The organism is Amycolatopsis sp. NPDC021455 (assembly GCF_040640995.1).
Classification (GTDB): domain Bacteria; phylum Actinomycetota; class Actinomycetes; order Mycobacteriales; family Pseudonocardiaceae; genus Amycolatopsis.
This window is the reverse complement of the sequence record NZ_JBFACT010000039.1, coordinates 66,718-82,841: the sequence shown is the minus strand read 5'-3', so window position 1 is coordinate 82,841 and position 16,124 is coordinate 66,718. Positions and strand designations below refer to the sequence as shown.

The 16,124-nt window shown below is 72.1% G+C and carries 12 protein-coding genes; 8 read left to right on the top strand and 4 right to left on the bottom strand.

All coding sequences use genetic code 11. The features are described 5' to 3' along the window. Positions 1–366: 366 nt before the first annotated feature. On the bottom strand, positions 367–1,638 hold the full coding sequence (locus tag AB0G28_RS32490; RefSeq protein WP_361097771.1) for an ABC transporter substrate-binding protein: 1,272 nt from the start codon (positions 1,636–1,638) through the stop codon (positions 367–369). A 167-nt stretch (positions 1,639–1,805) separates the two neighbouring features. On the opposite strand from AB0G28_RS32490, the gene AB0G28_RS32485 reads away from it, so the two are divergent. Continuing rightward, positions 1,806–2,732, top strand: coding sequence for a LacI family DNA-binding transcriptional regulator (locus tag AB0G28_RS32485; RefSeq protein WP_361097768.1), 927 nt, complete (start codon positions 1,806–1,808; stop codon positions 2,730–2,732). A 63-nt stretch (positions 2,733–2,795) separates the two neighbouring features. Here the strand turns inward: AB0G28_RS32485 and AB0G28_RS32480 are convergent, their stop codons facing one another. Next, the gene (locus tag AB0G28_RS32480; RefSeq protein ID WP_361097764.1) at positions 2,796–3,857 is read right to left on the bottom strand and encodes a lytic polysaccharide monooxygenase; all 1,062 of its coding nucleotides are present in this window, start codon (positions 3,855–3,857) and stop codon (positions 2,796–2,798) included. Between the two features lie 167 nt (positions 3,858–4,024). On the opposite strand from AB0G28_RS32480, the gene AB0G28_RS32475 reads away from it, so the two are divergent. Together AB0G28_RS32475 and AB0G28_RS32470 are read left to right on the top strand one after the other, a co-directional pair. Continuing rightward, positions 4,025–5,218 carry an AGE family epimerase/isomerase gene (locus tag AB0G28_RS32475; protein WP_361097761.1) on the top strand — a complete coding sequence of 398 codons (1,194 nt, stop codon included), beginning with the start codon at positions 4,025–4,027 and terminating at the stop codon, positions 5,216–5,218. Between the two features lie 32 nt (positions 5,219–5,250). Further along, positions 5,251–6,246: an aldo/keto reductase gene (locus tag AB0G28_RS32470; protein ID WP_361097758.1), complete on the top strand. Its 996-nt coding sequence runs from the start codon at positions 5,251–5,253 to the stop codon at positions 6,244–6,246. 7 nt (positions 6,247–6,253) lie between these two features. Here AB0G28_RS32470 and AB0G28_RS32465 read toward each other — a convergent pair whose 3' ends face one another. Then, entirely contained in the window at positions 6,254–7,411 is a 1,158-nt protein-coding gene (locus tag AB0G28_RS32465; RefSeq protein WP_361097755.1) for a cellulose-binding domain-containing protein, read from the bottom strand. 581 nt (positions 7,412–7,992) lie between these two features. Between AB0G28_RS32465 and AB0G28_RS32460 the strand changes: the two genes are divergently transcribed. From AB0G28_RS32460 to AB0G28_RS32440, 5 genes are read left to right on the top strand one after another with little or no spacing between them, the layout of a single operon-like run. Then, a complete protein-coding gene (locus AB0G28_RS32460) occupies positions 7,993–9,426 on the top strand; it encodes a hypothetical protein (RefSeq protein ID WP_361097752.1) in 1,434 nt (477 codons plus the stop codon). Then, on the top strand, positions 9,423–10,226 hold the full coding sequence (locus tag AB0G28_RS32455) for an AfsA-related hotdog domain-containing protein (RefSeq protein WP_361097749.1): 804 nt from the start codon (positions 9,423–9,425) through the stop codon (positions 10,224–10,226). The genes AB0G28_RS32460 and AB0G28_RS32455 overlap by 4 nt, the downstream gene beginning before the upstream one ends. Positions 10,227–10,260: 34 nt before the next feature. Then, on the top strand, positions 10,261–11,076 hold the full coding sequence (locus AB0G28_RS32450; RefSeq protein WP_361097746.1) for a carboxymuconolactone decarboxylase family protein: 816 nt from the start codon (positions 10,261–10,263) through the stop codon (positions 11,074–11,076). Beyond that, positions 11,073–11,774 carry an HAD family hydrolase gene (locus tag AB0G28_RS32445; protein WP_361097743.1) on the top strand — a complete coding sequence of 234 codons (702 nt, stop codon included), beginning with the start codon at positions 11,073–11,075 and terminating at the stop codon, positions 11,772–11,774. Before AB0G28_RS32450 ends, AB0G28_RS32445 begins: the two co-directional genes overlap by 4 nt. A 24-nt stretch (positions 11,775–11,798) precedes the next feature. Continuing rightward, entirely contained in the window at positions 11,799–12,800 is a 1,002-nt protein-coding gene (locus AB0G28_RS32440) for an NAD(P)-dependent alcohol dehydrogenase (RefSeq protein WP_361097740.1), read from the top strand. A gap of 336 nt (positions 12,801–13,136) precedes the next feature. Here the strand turns inward: AB0G28_RS32440 and AB0G28_RS32435 are convergent, their stop codons facing one another. Further along, the gene (locus AB0G28_RS32435) at positions 13,137–15,830 is read right to left on the bottom strand and encodes a cellulose binding domain-containing protein (protein WP_361097737.1); all 2,694 of its coding nucleotides are present in this window, start codon (positions 15,828–15,830) and stop codon (positions 13,137–13,139) included. Positions 15,831–16,124 lie beyond the last annotated feature (294 nt).

The window sequence follows — 16,124 nt, the reverse complement described above, 5'->3', positions numbered from 1 at the left end:
CCCACCGCGCTCTACACCCCGGCCCGCCCACTCTGCCCCCCCCCCCCGCTCTCCCGATCTGCACCGGGGGCGGTCTGCCCCGCCCGGCCCCCCCGCCGGGCCCCGCTCGGCCGCCTCCCCGGCCGCGCGGGACAGCGGGGTCCGGCTCGACGTCGCCACGACGCCGGGCCGGACCCCGCCGCGCACCCTTTCCGGCGTGCCGGCCGGGATCCCTGCGGAAGCGAACCCCCTCGAACTCCTTCGGCCTGGTTCGGTGACGAACCCCATCCGGGTGTGGAACGCGTGCGAACCCTTGTTCTCCGGCGATGCGATCGCCCGTACCGCCGGGTGCCCGTGCGCCCGGCACCCCGGCCGGGGATCACCCGGTCAGGGAACGAGCCGGTGCACCCCGGCCAGCACCTGCTGCCAGACGGCGGCCGGGTCGGCGCCCTGCTCGACCGACTTGAGCGCGGGCGCGATCACCGTCTCCTGGATCTTGCCGTCGCCCGGTCCCTTGTACTGCGGTTTCCCGACCTTGCGGGCCTGGGCGACGAAGACCTGCCCGCTCAGCGCGCCGCCGAAGTAGCTGTTCATCTCGCTGAGCAGGTCGGGCGAGGTGAACGCGTCGACCTGGCTGGGGAAGTTCCCGCTCACCCGGAACGCGTGCAGCTGCTGTTCGGGCGCGGTCAGCCAGGCGGCGAGCGCGGCGGCCTCCTTCTGGTGCGGGCTCGCGGCCGGCACGGTCAGGTAGGAGCCGCCCCAGTTGCCGCCGCCGTCCGGGAAGGCGTCGGTGATCGCCCACTTGCCGGCGTTGGCGATCCCGGCCTGCTGCTCGATGATGCCGAGCATCCACGACGGGCAGACCTTCGTCGCGAAGGCGCCGAGGCGCAGCCCGTTGTTGCCGTCGTCGGCGAACGCGGTGAGCCCGGCCGACTGCCCCTGCTTCACCGCCGTCGAGACCTTGTCCCAGGCGTCCTTCAACGCGGTGTTCGTTTCGAGCGTCGAGTGGTCCTCGCGGTCGAGGTAACCGACCGGGAGCTGGTTCACCATGGCGTTGAAGATCTGCGCCGCGGAGTCGAACCACGGTTTCCCGTGCGAGCGCTTGACGTACTTTTCGCCCGCCTTGAAGAAACTGTCCCAGGTCGCGAACATCGTCTTCACCGAGCCGGGGTCGGTGGGCAGCCCGGCCGTTTCGAGGAAGTCCTTGCGGTAGCACATGGCCAGCGGGCCGATGTCCGTGCCGTAGCCGACGAGCTTGCCGTCCTTGCTGCGGCCCGCTTCGTACTTCCACTCCAGCCACCGGCCCGGCTTGACGTCGGGCGGCCCGACCTCGGCCAGGTCGGCGAACTTCGCCGACTGCGCGAGCACGTCGGCGAGGTGGCCCTCTTCGACGGCCTGGATGTCGGCGAGGTCCCGGCCGTCCTGCAGCTTCTTGAGCAGGTCCTGGTGGTACGGCCCGCCCTGTTCGGTGTGGACCTGGCGGATGGTGAGCCCGGGGTGGGTGAACTCGTACCCGGGGATGAGGTCGTCGTAGCCGAACTCGCCGAACGTGGCGATGGTGAGCGTGATGTGCTCCTGCGCGCGCGGGCCGCACCCTCCGGTCAGGACCAGCAGGACGACGGCGACGGCGAAGGCCAGCCGTCTTCGGATCTGCCTCATCTGCGCGCACTCCCCAAGGGAGACCGGCTCCCGTCCCTCGTTGGCTGGGAGCGCTCCCGGAGCGAGTCTCGTTTCCGGGTGCGGCGAGTGTCAAGATGCACGACAGCGGGTGTCCGGACGAACACGGACCGCGGGCCGGTCCCCTGGTGGCTCGACGAAGGGATGCGATGAAGCGTCCGACGATCACCGACATCGCGAAAGAAGCCGGCGTCTCCAAGGGCGCGGTCTCCTACGCCCTCAACGGCCGTCCCGGTGTCTCCGAGGCGACCCGGGCGCGGATCACCGAAATCGCCAAGGAGCTCGGGTGGGCGCCGAGCAGTACCGCGCGGGCGCTGTCCGGCGGCCGGACCGGGGCGATCGGCCTGGTACTCGACCGGCCGTTCGAGGTGGTGGTCCCCGCCCTGCTCGACGGCTTCCCCGACGAGCTGCTGATCCAGGTCGCCGCCGGCCGCGACGCCGCCCTGGCGATCCACCGCCGCTGGCGGGCGGAACGGAAGGTCGACGGCGTGCTGCTCACCGAGCCGGGGTGCGCGGCCGAGCTGGTGCGGATCGGCCTGCCGGCGGTGGTGCTCGGCGGCCGGGGCGGGGTTCCCGGCGTCCCGTCGGTGCGGGTGGACGACGCCACCGGGGCCGCCGAGGTGCTCCAGTACCTGGCCGCGCTGGGACACCGGCGCGTCGTCCGCGTCGCGGGCGCGGCCGTGTTCGCCGACCACGCGGCCCGGCACCGGGCGTTCCCCGCCGGTCCGGCCCACCCCGAGCCCTCGGCCGACGCGGTCCGCCGGGTCCTGGCCGGGCGGCCGCGGCCCACCGCGCTGGTGTGCGACACCGACGGCCTCGCGGTGGCCGCGCTCGCCGCGGCCCGTGAGCTGGGCCTCGCGGTTCCGCGGGACCTCTCGGTGGTCTCGTGGGACGACACCCCGCTCTGCCGGCTGGTCCGCCCGGCGCTCACCGCGATCCGGCGGCCCCTGGGCGAGCTGGGCGCGCTCGCCGCTTCGGTGCTGCACGACGTGCTGGCCGGGGAAGCGACCGGCGACGTGTCCACGTCCCGGCCGCGGCTGATCACCCGCGGCAGCACCGGCCCCGCCCATCCGTGAAGGCCTCCTTACCGGCCTTAAAGGCCGGTAAGGAGGCCTTCACGGACTGTCCACAGGAGACGGTCAGGTGCCCTGGCACGTCGGCGACGGCGCGGCGCTGCCTCCCGTCGTGTTGACGACCATCCCGAAGGTGGTCTGGCCGTCCGCGGCCACCTGGCCGTTCCAGTTGGCGTTGCGGACCGTGACCGCCGAGCCGGACTGGTTCAGCGTGCCGTTCCAGACGCTGCCGATCGTCTGGCCCGCGGGCAGTGTCCAGTTCACCTGCCAGCTGCTGTACGGGGTGGTGCCGTGGTTCATCACCGTCACCGTGGCCTGGTAGCCGCCGTTCCAGGTCTGGGTGATCTCGTACATCGCCATGCACGAGCCCGGCGGCGGGGTGCCGGTGGTGGTCGTCGGCGTGGTCGACGAGGGCGGGGTGCCCGGGTCCTTCACGCCGGTGACCTCGCCGTGCCCGCCGTCGAAGGTGACGTCCGAGCAGCCGTAGAAGGTCTCGTTGCTGTCGGAGCGCTTCCACACCGAGTAGATGAGGTGCCGGCCGGTCTTGTTCGACGGCAGCGCGCCGCTCCACTTGTACTGGCCGTCCACCGTGCCCACCTGGCCGGTCACCGGCGGGTGGTCCACCGTCAGGAACGGCTGGTCCTCCAGCGAGTCCCAGGTCAGCGGCTGGTTCGGGTTCCAGCCGTCCTTGGTCACGTACAGGTAGAACCAGCCCGGGTGCGCGGCCCACGCGTTGTACGAGAAGTCGAACTGGGCACCGGCGGTGAGGTGGGTCAGCGGCCACGCGCCGACACCGTCGAAGCCCGCGTAGTTCGGGTTGCCGCCGGAGCACAGCTTCCCATCGGGGATGAACCCCCGCGTGCGCCCGGCGCCGTCGGATCGCAGCACGGCGAACCAGTTGTACAGCGAGTTGGCGCCGCTGACGCCCACCGCGGCCGCGCAGGCCGGGTTGACGGGCTTGATCTCCCCGGTCGAACTGAGCCCGTCCTGCCAGCACAGGAAGGTCCGGCTGCCCGGTTTCATCATGGCGCCGTGCGCCTCGGCCGTGCCGGTGTTCAGCAGGACGGCGGTCAGGCTCGCCAGCAGCACGGTGACGGCGGCGAGGATGGTACTTCGTCTCCTGGTCACGTCTGTCCCTTCATTGGGTAGCGTGCGTCGAAGACTGGGAGCGCTCTCACGACGAGGATACGCGGCGGCGGTCACTTCCGGAACATCCCGCGGTGACCGGGGCGGCCGCCTTGGCCTACCTTGGCGGAGGCCGCCGCACGGGGCGGGCACGTGGAGAAAGGCAGAGAGTGGACAGTCCGTCTTCGGTACCCGCCTGGGTGCGCGCCGAACCCGCCCGGTTGCTCGGTTTCGCCGCCCGCGCGGCGCACCCCGGCGGCGGGTTCGCGTGGCTCGACGACGCCGGGCGGCCGGTGCTCGACCGTCCCGTCGAGACCTGGATCACCTGCCGGATGACGCACGTCTTCGCACTGGCTTCCCTGCACGGCGCGGACACCGGCGAGCAGGTCGCGCACGGCGTCGCGGCGCTGGCCGGCCCGCTGCGGGACGGCGAGCACGGCGGCTGGTACGCCACGGCGGCCCTGGCCGACAAGCGGGCGTACGAGCACGCGTTCGTCGTCCTGGCGGCCTCGAGCGCGGCCGCCGCCGGTGCCGAGGGCGCCGAACCGTTGCTGGCCGAGGCGCTCGAAGTCGTCGAACGCCGGTTCTGGGAACCGGGGCCCGGGCTCGTCGCCGACGTCTGGGACCGCGGCTGGACGCGCCTGGAGGACTACCGCGGGGCCAACGCCAACATGCACACCGTCGAGGCGTTCCTGGCCGCCGCCGACGTCACCGGCGACCGGGTGTGGGCGACGCGCGCTTTGTCCATTGTGGAACACCTCGTGCACGGCGAAGCCCGCGCGCACGGCTGGCTGCTCCCGGAACACTACGACCCGGACTGGCGGGTGCGCCTGGAGTTCAACCGGGACGAACCCGCCCACCCGTTCCGCCCGTTCGGCGCGACCGTCGGGCACCTCTTCGAATGGGCGCGGCTGGCCGTGCACCTCGCCCGCGCCCTCGGCGACGAGGCGCCGTCGTGGCTGGTGCCCGACGCCGTCGCGCTGTTCGGGACGGCGGTTCGGACCGGCTGGGCCGTCGACGGCCGGGCGGGGTTCGTCTACACCACCGACTTCGCCGGGACGCCGGTGGTGCGCAACCGCCTGCACTGGGTGGTGACGGAGGCGATGGCCGCCGCGTGGACGCTGCACCAGGAAACCGGCGACCCGGCGTACCTCGAGCGGTTCCGGGAGTGGTGCGAGCACGCGGAAAACTGCTTCGTGGACCGCGAGCTCGGGTCGTGGCACCACGAGCTCGACCCGCAGAACCGGCCCGCGTCGACCGTGTGGGCCGGCAAACCGGACATCTACCACGCCTACCAGGCGACGCTGCTGCCCGCGCTGCCGCCCGCGGCGTCGTTCGCCGGCGCGCTGCTGCCGCGTCGTTAGACTTCCGAGGACCTCATCCGACAAGGAGAACCATGTCGCCTTTCGTCGCGGCCGGAGACCGGTACGCCGGCATGCCCTACCGGCGGGCCGGGCGCAGCGGGCTGAAGCTGCCCGCCGTGTCGCTCGGCCTGTGGCACAACTTCGGGGACGACAAGCCCCTCGACGTCCAGCGCGCGGTGCTGCGCCGGGCGTTCGACCTGGGCGTGACGCACTTCGACCTGGCCAACAACTACGGCCCGCCGCCGGGCGCGGCCGAGGCGAACTTCGGGCGGCACTTCGCCGCCGACTTCCGCCCGTACCGCGACGAGATCCTGGTGTCGTCCAAGGCGGGCTACCTGATGTGGGACGGCCCGTACGGCGAATGGGGCTCGCGCAAGAACCTGCTCGCCAGCCTCGACCAGAGCCTCGCGCGCACCGGCCTGGACCATTTCGACGTTTTCTATTCGCACCGCCCCGATCCGGAGACGCCGATCGAGGAGACGATGGGCGCGCTCGACACCGCCGTCCGGTCCGGGAAAGCGCTCTACGCGGGCATCTCCAACTACTCGCCGGAGCAGACCACGGCCGCGCTCGCCGCGTTGCGGGAACTCGGCACGCCGCTGCTCATCCACCAGCCGCGGTACTCGATGCTGGACCGCTGGGTCGAGGACGGCCTGCTGGACACCCTCGACGAGTACGGCGTCGGCTCGATCGCGTACTCGCCGCTGAGCCAGGGCCTGCTGACCGACCGCTACCTCGACGGTGTCCCCGCCGGCTCGCGGGCGGCCGGCGCCAGCCCGTTCCTCACCACCGACCGGCTCACCGAGGAGACCCTGGCGACCGTCCGCGCGCTGAACGACGTCGCGAAGCGGCGCGGGCAGACGCTCGCCCAGCTCGCCATCGCGTGGGTGCTTCGGGGCGGCCGCGTCACCTCGGCGCTGATCGGGGCCAGCAGTGTCGCGCAGCTCGAGAACACCGTCGCGGCGACGGCGAACCTCGAGTTCGCCGAGGACGAGCTGGCCGAGATCGACCGGATCCTCGGCCGGTAGCCGCTGCTCAGCAGCCGATCCGCGAGGTGCCCACGGCGACGTCGTCGAACCACAGCGTGTCGGCGTCGCCGGCGTAGCTCTCCCAGCCGAGCCGCAGGTCGGTCACGGCCGGGTGCCAGGCCCGGCCGAGCCACTGCTGGTCGACGTCGGGGGTCGGGACGCCGTCGACGACGAGCCCGGGCACCTCGGTGGAGTCGAGCCACGTCCGGAGCTTGCCGCCGGGGCCGTCCAGCTGGAACTCGAAGCAGGACCAGGTGCCCGTCGGCAGCGGGACGCTCCGGGCGACCCCGGCCGGGCTCTGCGCGGGCAGCGTCGCGTCGTCGGACTCGCGGTTCCACTGCAGGGCCCGGTTCTGCCCGCCGGCGCGCAGGTCCTTTCCGCCGTCGGCGGTGTCGCGCATCGCCATGAAGGCGACGTGGCCGGTGGGCAGCGCGGTGGTGTGGCGGACCCAGAACCGGCCGTAGAACGCGCCCGAGGAGACGCTGCCGAGGCTCGTGCCGAGGAAGGCGTGGTTGCAGTAGCCGCCCTGGCCGGTGACCTTGACCGAGCGGGAGCCCGAGTGCGCGACGGTGCTGTCGACGGCGACCGTGCCGGTACCGGTGCAGTTGGCCGCGCCGACGGTCCAGCGGCCGCCGGGGGTGCCGCCGGTCTGCTGCTCGAAGTCGTCGCAGATCGCCGCGCCCGCGCACCCGGCGGGCGGCGGCCCGGACGTGGTCGTGGTCGGCGTCGTCGGAGTGGCCGGGGTGGTCGTCGTCGGGGGAGCGGTGTCGCCGCACGAGACGCCGTTGAGCGCGAAGTCCGTGGGCTCGGCGTTCGTCCCGCTGTAGGTGCCCTGGAGGCCGAACGAAACCGAGCCGCCGGCGGGCAGGGCGGCGTTGTAGGGGAGGCTCTCGGCCGTGACGGCGTTCCCGGTCTGGCGGACGGTGGCGTTCCACGCCGAGGTGACCGACTGGGTGCCGGTGTAGTGCCAGGTGAGGGCCCAGGAGGAGAGCGCGGTGGCGCCGTTGGTCACCGTGATGTCGGCCGTGTACCCGGTCTGCCACTGGTTGACGCGGTAAACGACCGAGCAGGCCGGCGCGGCGGCGGCGGGCCCGGCGGCGACGACGGCGGTGGTGCCCGCCGCGGCCAGGCAGAGCCCGGCGAGGGCAGCGGCGAACCTCTTCATCGGGGATCCTCCCGGGACACGGACAGGGGCGCCGTGGCCTGCACCACGGCGCCCCTGGGTGGTTGGCCGCGTTCTGGCGAGGCGACCTGGCATGGGAGCGCTTCCAGCCGACGAGAAGGTAACCCCCGCGTGTCGCTGTTGTAAAGGCCCGCCCGGCTGTGGTCCGATCAGGTGGTCGGTTTTCCGGAGGCGGGCTGCTTCCGTCGTCCACTGAACGCTCCTGAACGGCCGAAGCCGTTGTGGGGACAGGAGATGCCGTGGTCGCGCTGCGCCACCGGCGAGGGTCGCCGGATGCCGCCGTTGGAGTGGATTCCGCGAATCCGGGCCAAGATCACGATCGGATCCGCCGCGGGCTCCGGTTCCGGTCGACTGGGAGCGCTCTCAAGACGTCCCGGCGCGCTCACCACGCGTGCGTCGAGTCCTCTGTGGACAGGAAGGCCGCACGGCGCGGAATCCTCGTTGCGGGCTCAACTTCTCGCCGATCGCACGGTCCGGACACCGGTGACATGATGGGCCGCGGCTGTCACGCTGCGGTACTGTCTGACCGAGGGGACCCGTACTCGGAAATCCTTGGACGAACGATGAGTCGACAGGTCAAGCCAGGGAGCAAGCCCTACCGTGCCCGGCTGCGAGACCGGCTCGCCGCCCTGGGCTTTCCCGAGGAGGCCATCCCGGCCAGGGTGGCGGAGAATCTGATCGTCGAATGCGGGACCCCGCCGCGCACCGCGTGGCGGCTGGCGTCGGAGCTGTCGCTCGACGTCGCCGCGGACCGCTACAACGCCGTCACCGGCGATCCGCGCGCGGGCATGCGCGGCACCCGGATCTGGGAGTACGAACAGTGGCCCGACCGCGGCGTCCGGCCCACCGTCGCGGCCCTGCGGGTGCTGGCCACGGTGTACGGCACGGGCTGGAAGTCGCTGCTGGGCCTGCGTGACCTCGAGCAGCTGCCGGCCAAGGACCTCGCCGAGTACCACGCCGACGCGGAGCCCGGGGCGCCGCCGCCGGCTCGCGGGGGAGCCCGCGTCGAAGAGCGCGCGGACGAGGAAATCGGGGCAGGTGTCCTCGATGACGCGATCCTGCTCACGAAGACCAACGTCGACGACACCCAGCTCGACGACCTGTGGTCGGACCTCGACTTCCTGGGCGGCGTCTACACCCGGACCGCGCCCGACGCGATCCTCGGCCAGCTCGCCGTCGTCGAAGAACGGGTGTCGGCCATGCTCAAGGGCAGGCAGCGGCCGAAGCAGACGCAAGACCTGCTGCTGGCCGGGGCGAAGTGCTCGGCGATGATGGCGTGGATCGCCGGTGACCTCGGGCGGTACCGGCTCTCGCGCGAGCTCAACTCCGCGGCCTGGCTCTACACCCAGTACGCCGACGACTTCCTCGCCCGGCGCTGGGTCCGCACGTCGCAGGCGCGGGTGGCCTTCTGGGCGGGCAACGGCGTCGAGTCCGCGAAGCTGGCCGCCGACGGGCTCACCTACCAGGTCGGCGGGCGGCTCACGGACGCGCCGCTGATCCTCGCCGAAGCCCGCGGCTGGTCGTCGGTGCAGGCCGAGCGGCAGGTGCTGGACGCGATCGCGCACTGGACGAGCATCGAGGACCCGGACCTCGGCGCCGGCGGCGAGGACCGCTTCTTCAACATCACGAAGGACCGGCGGCACTACATGGCGGGCACCTCGCTGCTCGCCGTCGGGCAGGCCACCGCCGCGTTGCGCGAGTTCACCACCGCCCGGGAGGCCTACGAAAAGCTGTCGCCGGAGGACCGCTGGGAGGCCATGGACCCGATGATCCGGATCGACACGGGCCGCGCGCACCTGCGGCTCGACGATCTCGAAGGCGCCGCCGCGCACGTCGAACCGCTGCTGGACACGGACGTGGCCAAGCAGCCGGACATGGTGCGCGCCACGCTGAAGCTGCTGGCCGCCGAGCTGTCCGGGCGGCGGTGGCGTTCGGCTCCGGCCGCCCGGCACCTCGCCGAAGCGCTCCTGGACGCCTCCGCGTCGGCGCGGCCGTGACGGGAGACCCGGCCCGGCCGGCGGAGGCCGCTCACCAGCGGGTCCGGGCGCTGGCGGGAGACACCCGGCGGGACGTGGTGGTGGTCGCCGACCGCTTCGCCCGGTTCGCCCGCGGGGACCGGGTGCTCACCCTGTCGGACCTGCTGGCCCTGCTCGCTTCCGGCGGCCCGGCGGTCGACGGCGGGCGCTGGGTGGTCCACCTCGGCCAGGGCATCGACGCGGCGGACTTCGACCTCATCGAGGCCGCCCGCGAAAAGAGCGAGGTCGAGGTGTGCGTCGCGGACCCGCAGCGGTTCCGGGCGGCGCCGGAACCGCCGGGGACCGTCCACAAGGACCGGCCGGAGAACGTCCTGCTGGCCGGCGTGCACCACCCGGCGGCCGCGCGGTGCCGGGCCGGGCTGCGGATCCACCGGGACAACGAGCTGGTCCTCGACCACCACACGGGCGAGCACGTGCAGGGCATCGTGATCATCGAGGCGATGCGGCAGATCTGCATCGCGCAGTTCGAGACGGCGGTCCGCCCGGGCCTGCCCCCGGCCGGGTACGCCGGGGTGTGGAAACGGATCGACCTGTCCTTCGAGGACTTCCTGTTCCCGCTCCCGGCGACCGTCGAGTCACTGATCGTCGAGTCCGACGTCAGCCGGGAAACGCACCTGAAGTTCCGCGCCACCACGGCGGTGCGCCAGCACGAGCGCACCGTGGCCACGGCCACCATCGAGTACGCGATGGTGGCGCAGCGGCGCATCGACGCACTGGAACGCCGCAAGGCCGACCAGGCCACCCGGGCCTACCTCGGCTAGCCGAAATCCACTCCGGAAGGGAAACCACACCACGATGTCCGAAGTGCAGGAGCAGGACCGCTCCGCGTCCTTCGCCCAGGGCCTGAACCTCATCCAGCGGCTCGGCGGGGTCGAACGGCCCGCCGTGCTGGACCTGTTCGCGAGCATCGGGGAGGCCGAGTTCGGCGAGCAGTGCGTCGGGTTCATCTACGGCGACGTCTACCACCGGCCCGGCCTGCCGCTGCCGGAGCGGCAGCTGGTGACGGTCGCCGCGCTCACCGCGCTCGGCTACGCGGGTGCGCAGCTGCAGTTCCACGCCAAGGCCGCGCTCACCGTCGGCTGCACCCGCCGCGGGCTGGTCGAGGCGGTCATCCACGTCAGCTCGTTCGCCGGGTTCCCGGCGACCCTGAACGCGCTGGGGCAGCTCAAAACGCTGTTCGAGAGCCTGCCGGACGAGGAACCTCCGCAGTCCGAAACCGCCGAGACGCCGCCGTGGGCGGGCATCGCCGACCGCTACGAACGCGGCTTGGCCGCGATGAAGGCGATCGACGGCGACGCGGGGGAGAAGGTCGCCGAGGCGCTGCAGGACATCGCCCCCGACCTGGCCCGCTACATCGTCGAGTTCACCTTCGGCGAGATCTACCCCCGCCCCCACCTGAGCCTGCGCCGGCGCGAGCTCGTCACGATCGCGGCGTGCGTCGCGCTGGGGACCGCGCTGCCGCAGCTGAAGGTGCACATCCACGGCCTGCTGAACGTCGGCGGCACCGAGCGGGAGGTCGTGGAAACCGTGCTGCACCTGGCGTTCTACTGCGGGTTCCCGGCCGCGCTCAACGCCGTCGCGGCCGCGCGCGAAGTCTTCGCCCAGCGGTGACCGGGTTCGAGAAGCTCCGCGCGGTCGCGCTCGACTGCGACGGCGTGCTCGTCGACGACACCTACCTGGCCGTGATCGCCCGCTTCGTCACCGATCACGGCGGCGGGTACGACGCCGACGCCGAGCGGGACGTGATCGGGCTGCGCGACATCGTCGTCGCGGAGAAGATCACCCGGCTCTGCGGCCTCGGCCAGCCGCCGGAGAAGACCCTGGAACAGCTGTGGGCGGCGCGGCAGGAGTACCTGGCGGAGCACCCGATCCGCGTCGCCGAGGGCGTGCGGGACTGCCTGGAGGCGCTGGCGAAGCTCCCGGTCCGGCTGGTCTGCTACGGCGGCCGGACGCGGGAGCACACCTTCGACGAGTACCTCGGTGACTTCGTGGACCTGCTCGACCCCGAAGTGCCGTACGTGAGCATCAACGAGCACCGCCCGGGCGTCGACCACATCGCCCGGCGCGTGCTCGGCGTCGCCTTCGACGAGATCGTGTTCGCCGACGACGTGAGCCGGGTGGCCGAGGACGCCCGCGCGCACGGCGCCGGCTTCGTCGGGTTCCCCGCGAGCCCCGCCCACGCGCGGCAGCGGGAGTTCATGACCGCCTGCGGGGTACGGCACTTCGCGGCCTCGCTCGCCGAACTGACGCCGGAGCTGCTGCGAACCGTCGACCGGGAGCTCGCGACTTCGACACACTGGCCCCGTTAGCCCACCCGCACCCCTGGAGCCGCCGTGAAGTACTTTTCCCTGCCCCGGCCCGGCACCGAGCTCGTCCTGGGCGAGCGCGACGTCCCCGAACCCGGTCCCGGCCAGGTGCTGGTCCGGATGCTCGGGTGGGCGGTCAACGCCCGCGACCTGATGATCCTCAAGGGGTTCTACCCGAAGCCGGTCAAGCCCGACGTCGTCCCGCTGTCCGACGGCGCGGGCGAGGTCGTCGCGGTCGGCGACGGCGTGCGCGCGTGGACCGCGGGCGACCGGGTGGCGGCGACGTACTTCCCGCGGTGGCTGTCCGGCCCCGGCACACCCGAGAAGACCGCGGACGACCTGGCCGGGACGCTCGACGGCGTGCTCGCGGAGTACGCCGTCTTCGCCGAGGACGCCCTCGTCGCCGTGCCCGCGCACCTCGACTACGCCGAGGCCGCCACCTTGCCCAGCGCCGGCGTGACGGCGTGGCGTGCCGTCGTCGAGGAAGGCGGGCTGGTGCCCGGCCAGACCGTGCTCACCCTGGGCAGCGGCGGCCTGTCCACGTTCGCGCTGCAGTTCGCCGCGCTCGGCGGCGCCCACGTCGTGGCGACGTCGGGCTCCGCCGCGAAGCTGGAGCGGCTGCGCGCGCTCGGCGCCACGGAGACCCTCGACCACACGGCCACCCCGGAGTGGGGTGCCGCCGTGGCCGAGCTGACCGGCGGCGGTGCCGACCACGTCGTCGACGTCGGCGGCGGGGGCACGATCGGCCAGTCGCTGATCGCCGCCCGCTACGGCGGGCACGTCAGCGTCGCCGGCGTGCTGACCCACGAAGGCGGCGCCGACCCGATCCTCGTCCTGGTCAAGCAGCTGACCCTGCGCGGGCTCACCAACGCCTCCCGGGAGACGTTCCAGGCGATGAACCGGGCCATCGAACACACCGGCCTCAAGCCCGTGATCGACCGCCGGTTCGGCTTCGAGGAGGTCGCCGGCGCCCTCGAACACCTCGCGTCCGGCACCCACATCGGGAAGGTCGTCCTGGAGCACGGATGAGGGCCGCGGCGCCCGGATAACTTTTGGCCGTCCCGCTGGGTATTTCCGGCACCACGAGACGCTGTTTCCGCAGCTCAGCCGGGTTGTGATGGGCCGAAAAAGTCGCGTTTCGACAGGAATGGCGGCTGCCGGGCGCAACGGGAAGAGTGGGGGTCACCGCCGGCACCGGGCCCGAGCAGGCTGCGGCTGCTCGGGCCGGGCGACCGGCCGGCGGCGCGGGGAGGGGGTTTCAACCGCCTGGGGGTGGGTTGAAACCCCCTCCGCCCGTTCACCCGAAGTCCGTGAAGGCCTCCTTACCGGCCATAAGAGCCGGTAAGGAGGCCTTCACGGACTTCGTCAGGACGTGGTGCAGGGCCGCCCGTTCAGCGAGATCGTCGCGGGCTTGTCGTTCGCCGTGCCCGAGCTGCCGGTGAACCCGAACTCCGCGCTGCCGCCCGCCGGCACCACCCGGTTCCAGCCCGCGTCCGCCGCCGACACCGCCGCGCCGGTCTGGGTGACCTGGGCGTTCCACGCCTGCGTCACCTTCTGGCCGCCTGTGAACGACCACGTCACCGTCCACCCGTTCACCGGGGCCGTGCCGGTGTTCCCGATCTTCACCCCGGCCTGGAACCCGCCCTGCCACTGGTTGGTGATCGTGTAGGCGGCCGTGCACGACCCCGACGGCACCGGCGTCGTCGTGGTGGGCGGTGTGGGTGTCGTCGTGGTGGTCGGCGGCGGTGTGGTCGTCGTGGTCGTCGTGGGCGGCGGAGGCTCACCGCCGCCGGAGTCGCCGATGATCACACCCCGCCCGTTCGTGCCGACGTACACCCGGCCGTACACCCGCGGATCCCCGGTCAGCGCCGCCCCGATGTTGCCGTACTGGTGCTGGTCGTCGTTGATCCGCGTCCACGACACACCCGCGTCGTCCGACCGGAAGATCCCCCGCACCCCGCCGATCTTGGCAATGGTGTATAACGTCGAATACGTCCGGTCGGTCGCGGCTTTGCCGAACCCGATGTTGTCGGCTTCGGCGACCCCGGCCAGTTTCGTGAAGGACGCTCCGGAGTCGGTGGAGTGCCACAGACCGTAGGTCGTGCCGGAACCGCCGGCCAGCCAGACGTCGCCCTTCACGCCCGGAATCGCCTTGAAGTGCGCGGAACCAGTCGGCAGCCCGCTCGCCGCGGTCGCGGTGAAGCTCGCGCCGCCGTCGGTGCTGACGTAGAACTTGCCGGCGGCGAACCCGTAGAACCGCTTCGGGTCGACGCGGTCGGCTTCGACCACCGCACCGGCCGGGATGCCGGCCGACGCCGTCCAGGAGTTGCCGAAGCCGACGGAGTAGCTGACGTTCGCGCCGTCCGGGCTCCAGACGAACCGGCTGCCGTCGGCGGCCGCGGCCACCGTGCCGCCGCCGGCGTTCCCGCCCGGCTCGGCGCCCTGGAACCAGTTCTTCCCGCCGTCGGTCGAGAAGGCGATCCGGTTGTCGTTCGGCCGGGCGCTCCGGTCCAGCGTGCCCACCCGCACGATCGTCGCCGGGGTCAGCTCGGCGTAGTCGAGGCTGGTGGTCGTCGTGAAGACCGGCTGGGTGTACATCGTGGCCGGCACGGCGTCGAGGCTGTCGTGCCGGAACCCGCCGATGTCGCCGAGGGCGGACAGCAGGGGAGCGCCCGACGGCGGGCTGATCAGGTCGAGCACCGCGGTCTCCTCGAGGCCGCCGACGACCGGCTTGAGCGTGATCTTCCCGCCGCTGTCCCACTTCGTGAGGTCGGACGTGCCGTAGATGGTCGCCCCGGTGCCGTACAGCAGGTGGTTCGAGTCGAACGGGTCGATCTCCATGGACTCGGTCATCCAGCCGAGCTTCGGCGACGGCACCGGGGGAGCGGGCTGGGTGCCGAAGGTCAGCCAGGGCACCGAGGAGATGTCCTGCGTGTAGCGCAGCGACCGGTCGGGGTAGCTCGAGAAGTCCCAGATGCGGGTCCAGGTGGCGCCGCCGTCGGTGCTGCGGAAGAAGATGACGTCCGGCCACCACGACACCTGGGTGGCGACCATCAGCGTGTTCGGGTGCTGCCGGTCGATCGTCAGGCCGCTGTAGCCGAAGTAGTCGTCCGAGCTGTCGGAGGGGATCGGGCTGATCCGCGTCCAGGTGCCGGTCTTGGTGGCGTACTTCCAGACGTCGCCCTTCGCGCCGTCGTAGGGGCCGCCGGTGTCGCTGGTGGCGAGGTAGAGGTAGCCGCCGGCCGCGTCGAGGACGCCCTTGTGCGCCAGGTACCCGGTGGGCTGGCCGGCCAGCCGCGCCCACGTCGTGCCGCCGTCGGTGCTGCGGTAGACGGTGTTCTGCTTGTCCGCGACACCGACGTAGATCGTCTGCGTGGTGCTGCCGCGGCTGCCGGTCGTCGGGTCGAACGTCACCCAGGTGACGCCTTCGTTGTCGCTCTGGTAGCCCGTGGTGTCGCTCGGGTCGGGCACGTAGTTGCCGGGGTTGGGGAAGCTGGTCACCTTCGCCCACGTGACGCCGGAGTCGGTGCTGCGCCAGAGCCCGTTTCCGCTGGGGGCCCCGAGGTAGAGGACGCTGTCGCGGTTCGGGTCGATCGCGAGCCGCTCGCCCATGCCGCGGCCGGGCATGTTGCCGCCGAGCTTGAACGGCAGCGCGGCCGCCTGCCAGGTGGCGCCGCGGTCGGCCGACCGGAGGATCGCGCCGTTGTTCGGGTCCCAGCTGTTGGTGTACATCCCGGCCGCGACGTAGACGCGGTTCGGGTCGACCGGGTCGGTGGCCAGGCTGACGACGCCGTTGTGGCCCCAGTCGGTCCAGCCGACCGAGTCCAGCAGCGGGATCCAGCGCCCGGTCGAGGCGTTCCACCGGTACGCACCGCCGATGTCGGTGCGGGCGTAGGCCAATCCGGGTTCGGTCTGGTTGAAGATGATTCCCGGGACGAACCCGCCACCACCGATCTCGGCGTTGCGCCACGTGTACGGCGCGGGGGCGGCGGGGGACTCCGGCGCGCCGGCCAGTACCGCGACGGCGGCGGGCAGGGCGAGGGCGAGCGTGCTCGCCACCAGTCGTCTCAGTGAACGGGAACGCGGGCTTCGCACGGCGTTGTGCACGTCTGCCTCCACAACTCTGGGAGCGCTTCCAGGGGAAGGTAAGCCAGCGTTCCGAGCGTTGTAAAGCGTTCGACGATTTCGGCGTCCGACACTGTCCACAGTGGACTGGGAGCCGGATTTGTCGGAATCATATATGTGAACGGCGATCAGGTTTCTGAATTGTTATCACGGATCTTCTTGCCCGCCATTTTGCGGCGTGTGAGTGTGGTGGCCGCTGGCTGGACTGGACCTACGCTGTATTGGATC

Bases quoted from the DNA above. Each gene is read 5' to 3' on its own strand.
- AB0G28_RS32470 (WP_361097758.1), top strand. From the start codon at position 5,251: ATGTCGCCTTTCGTCGCGGCCGGAGACCGGTACGCCGGCATGCCCTAC.
- AB0G28_RS32465 (WP_361097755.1), bottom strand. From the start codon at position 7,411: ATGAAGAGGTTCGCCGCTGCCCTCGCCGGGCTCTGCCTGGCCGCGGCG.
- AB0G28_RS32460 (WP_361097752.1), top strand. From the start codon at position 7,993: ATGAGTCGACAGGTCAAGCCAGGGAGCAAGCCCTACCGTGCCCGGCTG.
- AB0G28_RS32450 (WP_361097746.1), top strand. From the start codon at position 10,261: ATGTCCGAAGTGCAGGAGCAGGACCGCTCCGCGTCCTTCGCCCAGGGC.
- AB0G28_RS32490 (WP_361097771.1), bottom strand. From the start codon at position 1,638: ATGAGGCAGATCCGAAGACGGCTGGCCTTCGCCGTCGCCGTCGTCCTG.
- AB0G28_RS32485 (WP_361097768.1), top strand. From the start codon at position 1,806: ATGAAGCGTCCGACGATCACCGACATCGCGAAAGAAGCCGGCGTCTCC.